At 71.5% G+C, this 16,372-nt stretch carries 12 protein-coding genes; 5 read left to right on the top strand and 7 right to left on the bottom strand.

The features are described from left to right. Positions 1–56: 56 nt before the first annotated feature. The 3 genes from CHF15_RS42495 to CHF15_RS42485 all read right to left on the bottom strand — a co-directional run bounded on the left by CHF15_RS42495 (position 57) and on the right by CHF15_RS42485 (position 4,685). The gene (locus CHF15_RS42495) at positions 57–1,484 is read right to left on the bottom strand and encodes an FG-GAP-like repeat-containing protein (protein WP_089229313.1); all 1,428 of its coding nucleotides are present in this window, start codon (positions 1,482–1,484) and stop codon (positions 57–59) included. Positions 1,485–1,548: 64 nt separating this feature from the next. Beyond that, positions 1,549–3,015, bottom strand: a complete 1,467-nt coding sequence (locus tag CHF15_RS42490; RefSeq protein ID WP_089229312.1) for an FG-GAP and VCBS repeat-containing protein — start codon at positions 3,013–3,015, stop codon at positions 1,549–1,551. Between the two features lie 188 nt (positions 3,016–3,203). Continuing rightward, positions 3,204–4,685 carry an FG-GAP-like repeat-containing protein gene (locus CHF15_RS42485; protein WP_179280240.1) on the bottom strand — a complete coding sequence of 494 codons (1,482 nt, stop codon included), beginning with the start codon at positions 4,683–4,685 and terminating at the stop codon, positions 3,204–3,206. A gap of 189 nt (positions 4,686–4,874) precedes the next feature. Here CHF15_RS42485 and CHF15_RS42480 point away from each other — a divergent pair, with 189 nt between their 5' ends. Continuing rightward, positions 4,875–5,684, top strand: a complete 810-nt coding sequence (locus CHF15_RS42480; protein ID WP_089229310.1) for a thioredoxin domain-containing protein — start codon at positions 4,875–4,877, stop codon at positions 5,682–5,684. A gap of 105 nt (positions 5,685–5,789) precedes the next feature. Here the strand turns inward: CHF15_RS42480 and CHF15_RS42475 are convergent, their stop codons facing one another. Further along, complete coding sequence (locus CHF15_RS42475) at positions 5,790–8,057, bottom strand: (Fe-S)-binding protein (RefSeq protein ID WP_089229309.1); 2,268 nt, start codon at positions 8,055–8,057, stop codon at positions 5,790–5,792. A gap of 383 nt (positions 8,058–8,440) precedes the next feature. Between CHF15_RS42475 and dnaK the strand changes: the two genes are divergently transcribed. The 4 genes from dnaK to CHF15_RS42455 are packed head-to-tail and all read left to right on the top strand — an operon-like array spanning position 8,441 to position 12,631. Next, positions 8,441–10,282 (top strand): molecular chaperone DnaK, encoded by a 1,842-nt coding sequence (dnaK, locus tag CHF15_RS42470; RefSeq protein WP_089229308.1) that lies wholly within the window; start codon positions 8,441–8,443, stop codon positions 10,280–10,282. Then, positions 10,279–10,950, top strand: coding sequence for a nucleotide exchange factor GrpE (grpE, locus tag CHF15_RS42465; protein ID WP_089229307.1), 672 nt, complete (start codon positions 10,279–10,281; stop codon positions 10,948–10,950). Before dnaK ends, grpE begins: the two co-directional genes overlap by 4 nt. 33 nt (positions 10,951–10,983) lie before the next feature. Then, positions 10,984–12,162: a molecular chaperone DnaJ gene (gene dnaJ, locus CHF15_RS42460; protein ID WP_089229306.1), complete on the top strand. Its 1,179-nt coding sequence runs from the start codon at positions 10,984–10,986 to the stop codon at positions 12,160–12,162. Between the two features lie 4 nt (positions 12,163–12,166). Then, positions 12,167–12,631, top strand: coding sequence for a heat shock protein transcriptional repressor HspR (locus CHF15_RS42455; protein ID WP_018558354.1), 465 nt, complete (start codon positions 12,167–12,169; stop codon positions 12,629–12,631). A gap of 28 nt (positions 12,632–12,659) precedes the next feature. On the opposite strand, the gene CHF15_RS42450 is transcribed toward CHF15_RS42455, so the two are convergent. The 3 genes from CHF15_RS42450 to CHF15_RS42440 all read right to left on the bottom strand — a co-directional run. Then, positions 12,660–13,202: a hypothetical protein gene (locus tag CHF15_RS42450; RefSeq protein WP_089229305.1), complete on the bottom strand. Its 543-nt coding sequence runs from the start codon at positions 13,200–13,202 to the stop codon at positions 12,660–12,662. Then, the gene (locus CHF15_RS42445) at positions 13,199–14,365 is read right to left on the bottom strand and encodes an ImmA/IrrE family metallo-endopeptidase (RefSeq protein ID WP_245939353.1); all 1,167 of its coding nucleotides are present in this window, start codon (positions 14,363–14,365) and stop codon (positions 13,199–13,201) included. Before CHF15_RS42445 ends, CHF15_RS42450 begins: the two co-directional genes overlap by 4 nt. A 66-nt stretch (positions 14,366–14,431) precedes the next feature. Further along, positions 14,432–16,372, bottom strand: a 1,941-nt coding sequence (locus CHF15_RS42440; RefSeq protein WP_089229304.1) for a PA14 domain-containing protein, incomplete at its 5' end; no start/stop codon positions are given.

Genomic DNA, 16,372 nt, shown 5'->3' with positions numbered 1-16,372 from the left:
AGGATCAGACCCCGGATCAGGCCCGAATCAGGCCCGGATCAGCCCGGGATCAGGGATCAGCGCAGGACGTTGCCCAGGTAAGGGGCACCGCTGGTGGAGACGCCGAGGGAGGTGGGGCCGAAGGTGCCCACCTTGGAGGTGCTGATGCCGCCGGAGGCCCCGCGCAGCTGCCACAGGGCGCCGTTGCCGCTGTTCTCGCCGGGGGCGGCGACGGTGAGGTCGGCGTGCCGGTCGCCGTCGACGTCCTTGAGGAGGACGGCCCAGCCGAAGCGGTCGACGGCCTCGTTGGAGCCGGGGACGCCGAGGGTGCCCTGGTTGAGGGAGAGCACGCCCGAGGTCATGACCCCGCCCGGCGCACCGCGCAGGACGAGGACGGTACCGGCCGCGGCGGCCTTGCCGATCTTCTCGTCGCTGACGCCGACGGCCAGGTCGGCGCGTCCGTCGCCGTCGACGTCGCCGGTGGCCACGGACCCCCCGAGGTAGTCCCCGTACTCGTCCGCGCCGGGGATCCCCGGGGTGCCCTGGTGGACGGTCTGGGAGGGCTCCGCGGAGACGCCCGCGGGGCCGCCGCGGTGGATGCGGACCGCTCCGCCGCCGAGGCCGTCGTTGAGGGCGGTGGCGTCGCCGACGACGAGGTCGTCGCAGCCGTCGCCGTTGAGGTCGCCGGTTGCCACGGAGTCGCCGCCGACCAGGGTGGCGGTACGGGTGAGCCCGGAGGCGGCACCGCGGTACGTGACCGTGGTGGGCCATCCGCTGGTGGTACCGGTGCCGTTGACGACGAGGTCGGCGACGCCGTCGCCGTCGAGGTCGCCGGAGGCCAGGGTGATGGGCGGGACGCCGTCCTTGCGGAGGGGAACCTTCAGCGCGTACCGGGTCGCGGCGGCCGTGGAGGTCCTGGTGAAGCCGCCCTGCAGGACCCAGACGTCGGTGCCCGCGCTGCCGACCGCCAGGTCGGGCCTGCCGTCGCCGCTGAAGTCCGCGACGGCGAGCGCCCTTCCGAACCGGTCGTGCGCCGTGGGTGCCGGGTCGGCGACCGTGGTGGCTCCGGACAGGCCGGAGCGGCCGCCCCAGACGACGGTCACGGAGCCGCCGTCGGTGTCGCTGCCGATGTCCTCGCGGGGGCTTCCGACGACGAGGTCGGCGTAGCCGTCGCCGTTGAGGTCGCCGGAGGCCACCGCGGCCCCGAAGCCGTCGTTCTTCTCGGCCGTGCCGGGGACGCCGGCGGAGTTCTGTGTGACGACGGTCCGACGGCCGGCGGACAGGCCCTTGGCGGATCCGTAGAGGACGACGACGGCCCCGGCGCCGGCGCGGCCGCCGACGTAGGCGCCGTCTGCGGTGGCGACGACGTCGCGGTAGCCGTCGCCGTTGAAGTCGTCGGAGTACCGGGCGGGGGCGGCGTACGCCTGGGGCGCGGTGGCGGTGAGGGGGACGAGACCGCCGGCGAGCAGGAGCGCGGCGGCCGCGGCGAGGCGGGGGCTGTGCACGGGTTTCGTTCCTTCGCGCAGGGCGGCCCGCCTCCCTGGTGGGGAGGCGGGCCGCCGAGGGGGTTCAGTTGCCGAAGTTGGCGCCGAACAGGGGGCTGCCGGAGGTGGAGACGCCCACGGTGCTGGGGGCGATCGCCAGGGCTCCGCTGGTGCTGATCTTGGTGCCGTTGGAGCGCAGGGCGGTGATCCCGCCGTTGCCGCCGTTCTCGCCGTAGGTGGTGACGGTCAGGTCGGCCTTGCCGTCGCCGTTGACGTCGTCGAGGTGGAGCTCACCGCCGAACTGGTCGTACTTCTCGTCCGCGCCGGGGACGCCCGCGGTGTTCTGGGTGAAGTACTGGTAGCCGGACGTGGTGTTGAGCCCGGCCGGCGAGCCGTAGAGGAGGGTGACCGAGCCGGCGTCGACGACGCCGTTCAGGTCCTCGCCCGCGGAGCCGATGGCGAGGTCCTGGAAGCCGTCGCCGTTGATGTCGCCGAGGTGCAGCTCGGCGCCGAAGGCGTCGCCCTTCTCGGAGCCGCCGGGGATGTTGCCGCTGTCCTGGGTGATGGACGTGGAGGTGCCGGGGCCGGTGGAGGTGCCGTAGACGACCTTGACCTTGCCGCCCTTGACGGAGCCGGGGACGCTGGGCTCGCCGCTCGTGCCCGGGTCCCAGCTGACGCCGATGACGATGTCGCCGAAGCTGTCGCCGTTGACGTCGCCGATGCCGGTGATGAGGCCGCCCTGGAGCTTGACGGCGCGCGAGGCGACGAGGCCGGAGGCGGAGCCCGGGATGTAGTAGTTGGCGTTCCAGCCCCATTCGCCGGTGGTCTCGTAGCCGTCGACGATCAGGTCGGTGCGGCCGTCGCCGTTGACCTCGCCCGCGGTGAGGTTGAGCGGTCCGGTGCCGCCGCCGGACTGGATCGGGGGCTTGACCGTGTAGCGGCCGCCGGAGGTGCCGCTCTTGGTGATGCCGCCCTTGTAGACGTAGACGGTGCTGGCCGACGAACCCACGGCGAGGTCGTCCTTGCCGTCGCCGTCGAAGTCGGCCGCGGCGAGGGAGCGGCCCCAGCGGTCGTGGCTGCTGGGCGCGGGGTCGGCGAGGGTGGTGCCGCCGGTGAGGCCCTTCGCCGAGCCCCACAGGATGGTGACCATGCCGCCGTCGACGTCGCTGCCGAGGTCCTCGGAGGAGGCGGCGACGGCCAGGTCGCTGAAGCCGTCGCTGTTGAAGTCGCCGATGGCGGTCATCCAGCCGAAGCTGTCGCCCTTCTCGGCGCCGCCGGGGACGCCGGAGGTGTTCTGGCTGATGACGCTGCGGCGGGCGGCGGTGAGGCCGTTCGACGAACCGTAGAGGGCGACGACCTGGCCGGCGCCCTTGAGGCCGCTGACGTAGGCGTTGCCGGCGGAGAAGGCGACGTCGGCGTAGCCGTCGCCGTTGAAGTCGGCCCTGTCGCCGCTGCCGGTGGCGGCGGCGGGGATCGCGGTGAGGGCGAGGAGGCCGCTGGTGAGCGCCGCGGCGGCCGTGGCCGCGATGGCGACCCGGGTGCGCTTGTGCATGCGGGTGTTCTCCTGTGCATGCGGGGGATGCCGAGGGCATCCGCGTTCTGTAGAGGGGCCGCCGCGCTCGTTCACCGGATGTTCAGCCGGATGGCGGGCGCGGTTGGCACAACTCAGACCGGTGACCGGCCCGGAGGGTTGCGTGCGGGACGAAACTTTTTTCGAGTGACCTGTGGGGCTGCCGTGCCTCAGGGGCAGAGCGTCGATCCGAAGGACAGGCCGCCGGTCGGGCCGGGCAGCCCGAGACCGGCCGCGGAGAAGGCGGCCGAACCCGTGGTGGTGATCCCGGTGGCGGTGCCGCGCAGGGTCCACACGCGGCCGCTGCCCGCGTCCTCGCCGGTGGCGGCGACGGCCAGGTCGGCGCGTCCGTCGCGGTTCAGGTCGCGCAGGAGGAGCCCGCAGCCGGTGGCCCCGCCGAAGCCGTCGCCGCGCTCGCCGCCGCCGGGCACGCCCGCGGTGTCCTGGTGGACGGTCCGGGAACCGGCGGTGGCCAGGCCGGAGGGGGAGCCGAGCAGCACGGTCACACTGCCCGCGTCGACCACGGCTCCGACGTCCTCGCCGGGCACGCCGACCGCGAGGTCCGCGCGGCCGTCGGCGGTGAGGTCCGCCGCCGCCAGGGTCAGGCCGAAGCGGTCGCCCGCCTCGTCGCCGCCGGGGACGCCCGCCGTGTTCTGGTCGAGGTCCACGGGGGGCCGCGTGGCGGCGGGGCCCTGGGCGCTGCCGTACAGGACGCGGACGATGCCGCCGGTACGGGTGGGCAGCGGGTGCTCGGGCACCCACGGCTCCTCGGTGTCGTGGGGGCCGAAGCCCGCGAGGCCGACGGCGAGGTCAGCGTGGCCGTCCCCGTCGAAGTCGCCGGCGGCCAGGGACTCGCCGGTGGTCTCGCCGTACCAGGACGGTGCCCGGACGAGGCCGGCCGCGGTGCCGCGCAGGTAGGCGGTGCCGCCGCCTTCGATGCCGTTGTACGCGACGGCCGCGTCCGTGCGGCCGTCGCCGTCGAGGTCGCCGACCGCGAGGCGTATGCGTTCGACGAAGTGGGGGATGCCGTCGTCGGTGACGGTGGTGAGGGCGGCCGGTGCCCGGCCGGGGGCGAACGGGCCGAGGGCCGTGGAGAGGCCGCCGCTCTCGTCGCCCCTGTTGCCGGTGACGATGTCGAGGTTGCCGTCGCCGTTGACGTCGGCCGCGGCGAGGCCGGCGAAGCCCGTGCCCTTGTAGGCGCCCGACCCGGGCAGGATCGTGCCGCGGGTGAAGCCGGAGGCGCTCCCCCACAGGATGGTGATGCGGCCGGTGTCCTCCAGGGCGGTGCGGTCCTCGCCGGACGCGACGACGATCAGGTCCGCGTAGCCGTTCCTGTCGAGGTCGCCGCTGGTCAGCCGGGCCCCGAAGCGGTCGCCGGTCTCGGAGGAGCCCGGGATGCCCGCGGTGGACTGGCTGACGGTGGTGCGGGCCGAGGTGCGGGGGCCGCTCGCGGACCCGGGGATCACGGCGACGTACCCGGCGGCCTTCTTGCCGGCCGCGGTGCCGCCCGGCACGCCGATCGCGAGGTCGGGGTAGCCGTCGCCGTTGAAGTCGTACGGCTTGGCGGGCGACGCGGCCACGGCGGCCTGCGAGGGCAGGGCGAGACAGGCCGCCGTCGCGGTGAGGGCGAGGGCGAGGACGCGGACACGCACGGCGGCTCCCATCGGGTAAGGAACAGGCGCCTGTGTGACACCTCGTGCGTCCGGAAGGTTGTGTACGGGTGCACACGGGGTGAACGGCTTCCCGTGGGAGCGCCGGACGGCCGGTGCGCGGTTGGGCATGCGGGCCCGCGAAGCCCTACCGTTCGGGGCGGAACGGATCCGAAGGGACGGGAAGTGCCGATGGTTGTCAGGGCCGTACGGAATGCCGCGCGCGGGACCGCGCGCACCTCAGCGCGAGCCGCGGCGGGCGCGGCGGTCGCGGGGCTGGTGGCCCTGGCGGTGACGGGCTGCGGGCTGCTGACCACCGACTCCGGTTCCCCGGACGCGCCGGCCGCCGCGAGCTCCCCCGCCACGTCCTCCGCCGCCGGCGACGTGCCGGTGAAGGCGGACCCCGCCGTGCTGGCCGCGCTGCCCGCGCGTCTGGAGGCGGACGGGACGACGATCACGGTGGGCGACCCGGCGGCGCCGAGGACCGTCCACATCTACGAGGACCCGCGCTGCCCGATCTGCAAGGCGTTCGAGGCGTCCGCCGGGCCCCAGCTGGCGGCGCTGGCGAAGGCCGGTGACGTCAGACTGCAGTACACCCTGGCCTCGTTCCTGGACGACAACCTCAAGGGCAGCGGTTCGAAGAAGGCCGCGGGCGCCCTGCGCGCGTCCGTGGAGGCGGGCACCGGCGCCTTCGCGACGTACCACGAGCTGCTCTACGCCAACCAGCCGCAGGAGCAGGTGGACGGGTTCACCGACGCGTACCTGCTGGAACTCGCCGGCAAGGTGAAGGGGCTGCGCGGGGCGGCCTTCGACTCCGCGGTGCGCAAGCAGTCCCACGCGGACTTCGTGACCGCGTCCGAGGACGCCTTCGTCAAGAGCGGTGCCACGGGCACCCCTTACGTGAAGATCGACGGTAAGGCGGTGTCCCAGGCCGACCTGCAGAAGCTGTTCGACCCCGTCTCCTTCGCGGCGCTGCTGCGGCAGTCCGGCATCGGCGGCTGAGGGCACCGGGGGAGCGGGGGAGCGGGAGCGGCACACGAACGCCGGTGGGCGCGTACGGGATCCGTACGCGCCCACCGGCGTTCCCACGTGCGTCCGCGGGAGGGGCTACTTCGCGGGCTCCGGCTGCGGCTCGTCCGCCGTCTCCGGCTCGCCGTCGGGGTCGAGCGGGGTCCTGACGGAGTCCAGCAGGAGCTGGGAGACGTCGACGACCTGCAGCGACTCCTTGGCCTTGCCCTCGTTCTTCCTGCCGTTGACGGAGTCGGAGAGCATCACCAGGCAGAACGGGCAGGCGGTGGAGACGATGTCCGGGTTGAGGGACAGCGCCTCGTCCACGCGCTCGTTGTTGATGCGCTTGCCGATCCGCTCCTCCATCCACATGCGGGCGCCGCCGGCGCCGCAGCAGAAACCGCGCTCCTTGTGGCGGTGCATCTCCTCGTTCCGCAGGCCCGGCACCTTGGCGATGATCTCGCGCGGGGGCGTGTAGACCTTGTTGTGGCGGCCCAGGTAGCAGGGGTCGTGGTAGGTGATGATGCCCTCGACCGGGGTGACGGGGACGAGCTTGCCCTCGTCGACCAGGTGCTGCAGCAGCTGGGTGTGGTGGATGACCTCGTACTCGCCGCCGAGCTGCGGGTACTCGTTCGCCAGGGTGTTGAAGCAGTGCGGGCAGGTGGCGACGATCTTCTTCTGCGCCTTGGGCTTCCTGGTGCTCTCGTCCTCGTCGTCCTCGCCGAAGGCCATGTTCAGCATGGCGACGTTCTCGGCGCCGAGCTGCTGGAAGAGGAACTCGTTGCCCAGGCGACGGGCGGAGTCACCGGTGCAGTTCTCCTCGCCGCCCATGATCGCGAACTTGACGCCCGCGATGTGGAGCAGCTCGGCGAAGGCCTTGGTGGTCTTCTTGGCGCGGTCCTCCAGGGAGCCGGCGCAGCCGACCCAGTACAGGTATTCCACGTCGGTGAGGTCCTCGATGTCCTCGCCGACGACGGGGACCTCGAACTCGACCTCCTTGACCCAGGCGAGCCGCTGCTTCTTGGGCAGGCCCCAGGGGTTGCCCTTCTTCTCCAGGTTCTTGAGCATCGTGCCCGCCTCGGACGGGAACGAGGACTCGATCATGACCTGGTAGCGGCGCATGTCGACGATGTGGTCGATGTGCTCGATGTCCACCGGGCACTGCTCGACGCAGGCGCCGCAGGTGGTGCAGGACCACAGGACGTCCGGGTCGATGACGCCGTTCTCCTCGGCGGTGCCGATCAGCGGGCGCTCGGCCTCGGCGAGGGCGGCGGCGGGGACGTCCTTCAACTGCTCCTCGGAGGCCTTCTCCTCGCCCTCCATGGTCTTGCCGCCGCCCGCGAGCAGGTAGGGCGCCTTGGCGTGCGCGTGGTCGCGCAGCGACATGATCAGCAGCTTCGGGGAGAGCGGCTTGCCGGTGTTCCAGGCGGGGCACTGCGACTGGCAGCGGCCGCACTCGGTGCAGGTCGAGAAGTCGAGGATGCCCTTCCAGGAGAACTGCTCCACCTGGCTGACGCCGAAGACGTCGTCCTCGCCCGGGTCCTCGAAGTCGATGGGCTTGCCGCCGGAGGCCATCGGCAGCAGGGCGCCGAGCGCCACGGCGCCGTCGGCGTTCCGCTTGAACCAGATGTTGGGGAAGGCCAGGAAGCGGTGCCAGGCGACGCCCATGTCGGTCCTGAGCGAGACCACGATCATCCAGACGAACGACGTCCCGATCTTGATCATCGCGGTCAGGTAGACGAGGTTCTGCAGCGTGCCGACGCTCAGCCCCTTGAAGGCCGCGACCAGCGGGTACGACGCGAAGTAGGCGGCCTCGTAGCCGTGCACCTCCGCCAGGGCGCCCTCCAGGCCGCGCAGCGTCATGATCGCGAGGCCGATGATGAGGATGACGGACTCGACGAAGTAGGCCTGGCCGGTGTTGGAGCCCGCGAAGCGGGACTTGCGGCCCGCCCGGCCCGGCCGGGACAGCTGGCGGATCGCGATCAGCGTGAGGATGCCGAGCGTGGTCATCAGGCCGATGAACTCGACGAACACCTCGTACGGCAGCCAGTGGCCGATGACCGGCAGCATCCAGTCGGCCTTGAAGAGCTGCCCGAAGGCGTTCACCAGGGTGAGCACGAGCGAGAAGAAGCCGATGGCGACGAACCAGTGCGCGACGCCGACCACGCCCCAGCGGTTCATGCGGGTGTGGCCGAGGAACTCCCGGACCACCGTGACGGTGCGGGCCCGCCAGTCGTCCGTGCGGGTGTCCGCGGGGACGTCCTGGCCGAGTCGTACGAACCGGTAGATCTGGGCGATGGCGCGGCTGAACAGCGCAACGCCGACCACGGCGAGTACCAGCGACACGATGATCGCGGCGAGTTGCATTTCGTGGCTCCTCGGACCTGCGAGAGGGGAGGCTCGGGGCGGTGCCCGGCTGAATACTAAGCAGTAACTTATTCGGTTCTCCTGAGACTACCCAGTATCGGCGCACGTGCGTAGCCGCGCCGCCGGTGATCTGTGTCGCTGAGGGGTGCCTTCCCTTGACCGCCCGGGCTTCTCCGGGTCCTTCGGCTCCCGGAGCGCGTGGTGGGGCCTCGCGGGCCTGCGGAGGCGTACGGCCGGGGCCCGTCGTCGCTCGCCGTGGCCGTTCGTGCGCGGAGGGGTGGCTTATAAGTTGAGTCGCCACGACTCAGGTCTGTTGACAGGATCGGAGGTGTGCGGCACCCTTGAGCCAGTTCCACTCAAGTAGGCAGCTGGAGGATTCCACCATGGCACGTGCGGTCGGCATCGACCTGGGCACGACTAACTCCGTCGTCAGCGTTCTCGAAGGCGGCGAGCCCACCGTCATCACCAACGCCGAGGGTGCCAGGACCACGCCGTCCGTCGTCGCCTTCGCCAAGAACGGCGAGGTGCTCGTCGGCGAGGTCGCCAAGCGCCAGGCCGTCACCAACGTCGACAGGACCGTCCGGTCGGTCAAGCGCCACATGGGCACCGACTGGAAGATCAACCTGGACGGCAAGGACTTCAACCCGCAGCAGATGAGCGCCTTCATCCTGCAGAAGCTGAAGCGCGACGCCGAGGCGTACCTGGGCGAGAAGGTGACCGACGCGGTCATCACCGTCCCGGCGTACTTCAACGACTCCGAGCGCCAGGCCACCAAGGAGGCCGGCGAGATCGCGGGTCTCAACGTCCTGCGCATCGTCAACGAGCCCACGGCCGCCGCCCTGGCGTACGGCCTGGACAAGGACGACCAGACCATCCTCGTCTTCGACCTCGGTGGCGGCACCTTCGACGTCTCGCTGCTGGAGATCGGCGACGGCGTCGTCGAGGTGAAGGCCACCAACGGCGACAACCACCTCGGTGGTGACGACTGGGACCAGCGCATCGTCGACTACCTGGTGAAGCAGTTCGCCTCGGGTCACGGCGTGGACCTGTCCAAGGACAAGATGGCGCTGCAGCGTCTGCGCGAGGCCGCCGAGAAGGCGAAGATCGAGCTGTCCTCGTCCACCGAGACCTCGATCAACCTGCCCTACATCACGGCGTCCGCCGAGGGCCCGCTGCACCTGGACGAGAAGCTCACCCGCGCCCAGTTCCAGCAGCTGTCCACGGACCTGCTGGAGCGCTGCAAGATCCCGTTCCACAACGTGATCAAGGACGCGGGCATCCAGCTCTCCGAGATCGACCACGTCGTCCTCGTCGGCGGCTCGACCCGTATGCCCGCCGTCGCCGAGCTCGTCAAGGAGCTGACCGGCGGTCAGGACGCCAACAAGGGCGTCAACCCGGACGAGGTCGTCGCCATCGGCGCCGCGCTCCAGGCCGGTGTGCTCAAGGGCGAGGTCAAGGACGTCCTGCTCCTCGACGTGACCCCGCTGTCCCTCGGCATCGAGACCAAGGGCGGCATCATGACCAAGCTGATCGAGCGCAACACCACGATCCCGACCAAGCGCTCGGAGATCTTCACCACGGCCGAGGACAACCAGCCGTCGGTGCAGATCCAGGTCTACCAGGGCGAGCGCGAGATCGCGGCGTACAACAAGAAGCTCGGCATGTTCGAGCTGACCGGTCTCCCGCCGGCCCCGCGCGGCATCCCGCAGATCGAGGTCGCCTTCGACATCGACGCCAACGGCATCATGCACGTCTCCGCCAAGGACCTCGGTACCGGCAAGGAGCAGCGCATGACGGTCACCGGTGGCTCGGCGCTGCCGAAGGACGACATCGACCGCATGATGCGCGAGGCCGAGCAGTACGCGGAGGAGGACCACAAGCGCCGTGAGTCCGCCGAGACCCGCAACCAGGCCGAGCAGCTGGTCTACCAGACCGAGAAGTTCCTCAAGGACAACGAGGACAAGGTTCCCGGCGACGTCAAGACCGAGGTCGAGGCGGCCGTCGCGGACCTGAAGGAGAAGCTGAAGGGCGAGGACTCCGCCGCCATCCGCGAGGCCACCGAGAAGGTAGCCGCCACCTCTCAGAAGCTGGGCCAGGCGCTGTACGCCAACGCCCAGGAGGGCGGCGCGACCGGTGCCCCCGGTGCCGAGGGCGGGGCCCAGGCCGACGACGACGTCGTCGACGCGGAGATCGTCGACGAGGACAAGAAGGACGGTGCCGCGTGACGGAGGAGACCCCGGGCTTCGAGGAGGAGCCTGTCGTCCCCTCTGCCGAGGCCGGTTCCACCTCGCCGGGGGATTCCCCCGGCGAGGCGGGGCCCGGCGCCGGACCCGCCGACCAGGCGGGCCCGGCGGGCCCGGCCGGGGACGCGAACGCCAACGTCGCCCTGCAGGCGCAGCTGGACCAGGTGCGTACGGCGCTCGGTGAGCGCACGGCGGACCTGCAGCGGCTGCAGGCGGAGTACCAGAACTACCGCCGCCGGGTGGAGCGGGACCGCATCGCGGTCCGCGAGATCGCGGTCGCGAACCTGCTCACCGAGTTGCTCCCGGTGCTCGACGACATCGGTCGCGCCCGGGACCACAAGGAGCTGGTCGGCGGCTTCAAGTCGGTCGGCGAGTCGCTGGAGACGGTGGCCGCGAAGCTGGGCCTGCAGCAGTTCGGCAAGGAGGGCGAGCCCTTCGACCCGCTGGTGCACGAGGCCCTGATGCACAGTTATTCGCCGGATGTCACGCAGACCACCTGCGTGCAGATCCTGCAGCCCGGGTATCGCATCGGTGAACGCACCATCCGCCCCGCGCGGGTGGCCGTCGCCGAGCCCCAGCCCGGCACGCAGGGCCCGCAGAAGGACGATGACACGGCGGACGAGGAGAACGGTGGCCCCGAACAGGGCTGACGTAGGTCATGTGAGGAAGGAGGGACGCCGGGGATGAGCATCAGCAGGGATTTGTTCGAGAAGGATCTCTACAAGGTCCTCGGCGTCCCGAAGGACGCCACCGAGGCGGAGATCAAGAAGGCGTACCGGAAGCTCGCCCGCGAGTTCCACCCGGACGCCAACAAGGGTGACGCCAAGGCCGAGGAGCGCTTCAAGGAGATCTCCGAGGCCAACGACGTCCTGTCGGACCCCAAGCGCCGCAAGGAGTACGACGAGGGCCGCGCCCTCTTCGGCAACGGCGGCTTCCGCGCCGGTCCGGCCGGCGCGGGCGGGTTCGGCTTCGACCTCGGTGACCTCTTCGGCGGCGGCCCCGGCGGCGCACCTCCGCAGGGCGGCGGCTTCGGCGGCGGTCTCGGGGACGTGTTCGGCGGGCTGTTCAACCGCGGCGGCGCCACCACCCGTACCCAGCCGCGGCGCGGCCAGGACATCGAGACCGAGGTGACGCTGAAGTTCACCGAGGCCGTGGACGGCGCCACCGTTCCGCTGAAGATGACCAGCCAGGCCCCCTGCAAGGCCTGCTCCGGCACCGGCGACAAGAACGGCACGCCCAGGGTGTGCCCGACCTGCGTCGGCACCGGCCAGGTCTCGCGCGGCGGCAGCGGCAGCTTCTCGCTCACCGACCCGTGCACGGACTGCAAGGGCCGCGGCCTGATCGCGCAGGACCCCTGCGAGGTCTGCAACGGCAGCGGCCGGGCCCGTTCGGCGCGCACCATGCAGGTGCGCATCCCGGCCGGTGTCACCGACGGGCAGCGCATCCGGCTGCGCGGCAAGGGCGCGCCGGGTGAGCGCGGGGGCCCGGCCGGCGATCTCTACGTCACCGTGCACGTCGACGCGCACCCGGTGTTCGGCCGCAAGGCCGACAACCTCACCGTCACCGTGCCCGTCACCTTTGTGGAGGCGGCGCTGGGCGGGGAGATCAAGGTCCCGACGCTCGGCGGTCCCCCCGTGACCCTGAAGCTGCCCCCGGGCACGCCCAACGGACGCACCCTGCGGGCCCGCGGCAAGGGCGCGGTCCGCAAGGACGGCACCCGCGGGGACCTGCTGGTCTCGATCGAGGTCGCCGTCCCGGCGGCCACCGAGGGCAAGGCGCTGGACGCCCTTGAGGCGTACCGGGAGGCGACCGCGGACACCGACCCGCGGGCAGAGCTGTTCCAGGCCGCGAAGGGAGTCTGACCCGATGAACACGAGCGGCGGCATGCGTGGCGGACGGGGTCGCAACCCGTACGAGCTGACCGACGAGTCCCCCGTCTACGTCATCTCGGTGGCGGCCCAGCTTTCGGGGCTGCACCCGCAGACCCTGCGCCAGTACGACCGTCTCGGCCTGGTCTCGCCCGACCGCACGGCCGGGCGCGGCCGCCGTTACTCGGCTCGTGACATCGAACTCCTGCGCGAGGTCCAGCGCCTCTCCCAGGACGAGGGCATCAACCTGGCCGGCATCAAGCGCATCATCGAACTGGAGAACCAGGTGGCGGCCCTGCAGTCGCGGGTCGCCGAGCTCTCCGCGGCCCTCGAGGGCGCGGCGGTGGCCATGCAGCAGCGCGAGGCCGCCGTCCACGCCTCGTACCGGCGCGACCTGGTGCCCTACCAGGACGTCCAGCAGACCTCCGCGCTGGTGGTGTGGCGGCCCAAGCGGCCGGAGTGAACGGGCGCCGCTCACCGGGCGGCACCTCCTAGGGGAGCAGGTCGGCGGGGCCGCGCGAGACATGGTGCAGATGGCGCCCCGAGGCGACCATCGCCTCCAGCAGGCGGTGGCCCTCCGCGGCAGGCACGAACTCCTCGGCGCACGCCTGACGCATCAGGTCGAAGGTCTCCTTGGTGGTGATGCCGCGCCGGCGCGCGAAGTCGCGGGCCGAGCGGTCGTCGGTGATCCAGACCGACCCCCGGAACTCACGGCGCCGGGTGATCAGCACGCATGTCTCGGCCTCGCCGAGGTGCTTGGTCGGCTGGTGGGACGAGCCGCCGAAGACGGCCCGGCGCAACCGGTCGACCTCCCGCAACTCGGCGCCGTCGGTGATCTCCACGGGCTCGCCGAGCCATCCGGCCTCCCCCAGCCCGGCCAGCCGTGGCAGGAAGCGCGCGGAGCGGGCGGCCTCCCAGGCCACGGCCTGGGTCCAGCGGCCGCGGCCGTCCAGCACCTTCTCCAGCAGGAGCAGCCGGTCGACGGCGGCGAAGTTGCACAGGACGGTGTTGTCGGGGAACCACCACGTGGTCATGGCTGGAAGACCGGATCCCCTTCTTCCGCGTCCTGTTGCTCGAGGTGTTCGATGCCGTTGCCGGGGGGCGGTTCGGGCGCGAGGAGCTCGTGCAGCCGCTCCACGTCCGTGTCCAGCAGTGCGGCGAGCGGGCGCAGGGTCGTCTCCCCCGCCAGGTAGGCCTTGTACAACTCCGAGGCGACGCGGGGCGGGAAGCGCTCCGCCGAGGCCCGCGAGGCCTGCTTCTGGTAGGCGTCGCCTGCGCCCGCGAGCAGGTGGCAGGCCTCCGTGGTGAGGGCGCGCAGCCGCTTGCGGTGCCCGGCGTCGACCAGCCCCAGCTGGTGCAGCCGGGCCGCCAGCGCGCTCGGCGACACCCGGAAGCGTACGACCAGCCGCTCGAAGGACGTGTCCGTCAGCTCGCCCTCCGCGGCGGCGGCCTCGGTCAACTCCCGGGCGGGCATCAGCAGATGCGAGGCGAAGACGTTGGCCCTCACCTCGGCCAGGTCCTTCTGCCGGCCGGGGGCGACCCGGGACTCCACGACCACGCTCCGCGCGTCCTTGGCGAGGATGTGGCAGAGCTCGTGGGCCAGGGTGAAGCGCTGCCGTGTCCACAGGTCGGTGGGCGCGAGGAGGACCAGGCGGAACGAGTCGGCCTGCCACGCCAGGCCGTCCACACCCTGGGGAAGCGCGGTGATGGCGACATCCACGCCGAAGCGGTCCTCCATCGCCGCGATCAGCTCGTCCGTGCCCAGCTCTGCCGCCGGCAGCAGCTCCAGCACTCCGGCCGCCAGCCGCTCGCCCTGCGCCGCGTACCGGTCCGCCGCCGCGTCCACCTCGGGTACGGGGGGCAACTCCGCGGAACGGCCCAGCAGTTCCAGCACCTCGTAGGCGGCGGCGAACCGCGCCGCGACCTCCTGTGCCCCCACGGGGTCGGCGGCGGTGTCGCCGCGCGTACGGGCCGCGAGCGCGGGGCGCAGCGGCTCGGTGCCGGTCAGCAGCCAGTCCACGGTCGTGCCGCCGGCCTCCGCGATCAGCGCGAGGTCGAGCGAGGTGAAGCGGCGCACCCCGCTCAGCGACTTCGACAGCTTGTCGGGCGTGAGCCCGACCGACCGGGCGAACGCGGCCTTGGTCATCGCGGCCGCGTCCACCACGGTGCGTACGCGTGTGATGACATGCGGGTCCATGCCTACAGAGTAAGGCGGGCCTTGCGATAATCGCAAGGCCCGCCTTTTTCGGGTTGTCCTAGGACGTCACGGCGCCAGGATCGTGTAGTCCCCGTCGGGCAGCGACTCCGTTCCGTCCGCGTACACGGCGCGCACCCAGTAGAAGTGGGTGGTGCCGCGGGAGGCGGCGGTGTCGGTCCAGGCGGTGGCGGTGACCGGCTCCGCGGTGAGGCTCTCGTAGCGGCCGGTGTTCCGGTCCCAGCGGTAGACGCGGTAACCCACGGCGTCGACCACCTGTCCCCACACCAGCCTCGCGTTCGTTCCGGAGTCGAACGCGTTGAGCTGAACCGGGGATCCGGAGGGGGTGTCGACGGTCGGCCTGAGGTCGGGCTCGGTGACCGAGACTGTGACGGCTCTGCCGGTCGACTCGTAGCTGGAGTTGCCGTACCGGTCGACGGCGTCGACGAAGTAGCAGATCTCCTCGCCGTCGGGCAGTTGGTCGTCGATGAGGCCCGGGCGGTCCCAGTTCCGTTCCGCGAACACCTCACCGGAACAGACCTGGTGGTCGCCGTCGGCCACCATCTTCCCGCGGTAGACCACGTACTCGTCCATGTCCGGCTCGCGGTTCATGTCCCATTCCAGCAGGACGCCGTACTCCGTGGCCGATGAGGCCAGGCCCGTGACGGCGGCGGGCGGGACGAAGTCCCTGGTCAGCGTGGTGACCGTGACGGGCGAGGACGGTGCGGAGCGACGCCCCGCCTGGTCTACCCCGGTGATCGTGTAGTGGTACGTCGCACCCTTGGGGAGCCCGGAGTTGCTGCACGCGTACTGCATCCGGCCGTCGGCCAGGCGGGTGCGTGTGATGTAGCACCGGGCGGGGGTGCCCGAGGTGTCCACGGGGAGCGACGTGGAGTGGTGCACTTCGAAGTCGAAGTAGTTGCCGCCGTCGGCCGGGACGAACCACGTCAGATCGGCCCCGCCCACCGTGGGTGTCGCGGTGACCGTGATGGGTGCGGCCAGTGGACGGACGGCCGTCGGGGCGTCAGCGTTCAGGGTGTACCCGGAGGTGTTGCCCGCCGCGTCCACGGCGGCGACGTAGTACGTCCACCGCTCGGTTCTGGGCACTTTGGTGTCGAGGAACGTCGTCGACGCGGAAGTGCCGAGGTGTGTTTCCTTCTGGTGGTCCAATGCGCGTTTCACGGTGTACCGCACCGCGCCGGGCACCGGTTGCCAGGTGACGGTGACACCCGCGTCCTCGCCCGTGGCGGTGACCCCGGTGGGAGTCGCCGGGGCGGTGACGTCCCCTGACACGACCCGCGACAGCACCGACATGGCAGACGCGTTGCCCGCCTTGTCCACGGCTGTCACGGCGTAGTCGTAGAGCTCGCCGTTCCTGGCAGGAGGGGTGTCGCTGCGCGCCGTGGCGGTGACCGGGGCGCTGCCGCTGACCGCGGTCCAGGACGATGTGCCGGTCGGGCGGCGGTAGACCCGGTAGCCGACGAGGTCCATCTCGGCGCTCTTCGTCCAAGTGATCCGAACCGTCAGGCAGGTCGTGCAGCCGACGCCACCCTTGAGGCCGGTGGGTGCCAGCGGCTTGGTCTTGTCCACGGATGCGGTCGTGCGGGGTGTGTAGGTGAACTTGACGTTGGCGCTGCCCTTGAAGGCGGCGTAGTCGACGCGGAGGGTGTGTTTGCCCTTGGGGATGGTGAGGTTGAGGGTTTTGGTGCGGGTGGTGGTGACGTCTTTCCAGAGGTCGATCTTGCGGGTGCCGTCGAGGTAGACGCGGATGCCGTCGCGGGTGGCGGCGGTGAAGGTGAAGGGGCCGCCGGAGCCGAAGTCGCGGGTGAGGTTCCAGCGGACGCCGAAGTTGTCTTTCGGCAGGGTGACGCCGGTGGGGTCGCCGGTGCCGTAGTTCTCGTTGATCGAGGTGTCGCAGGTGGTCTTCTTCGGGGTGCCCTTGAAGGTGGTGTTCGCGTAGTACGACGCGACCCAGACCCCGGTGGAGCAGGTGGTGGCCGCGTGGGCGGC

The organism is Actinacidiphila glaucinigra, from assembly GCF_900188405.1.
GTDB lineage: Bacteria > Actinomycetota > Actinomycetes > Streptomycetales > Streptomycetaceae > Actinacidiphila > Actinacidiphila glaucinigra.
Note: the sequence above shows the minus strand (reverse complement) of the source record. Positions and strands in the feature narration are given on the sequence as shown.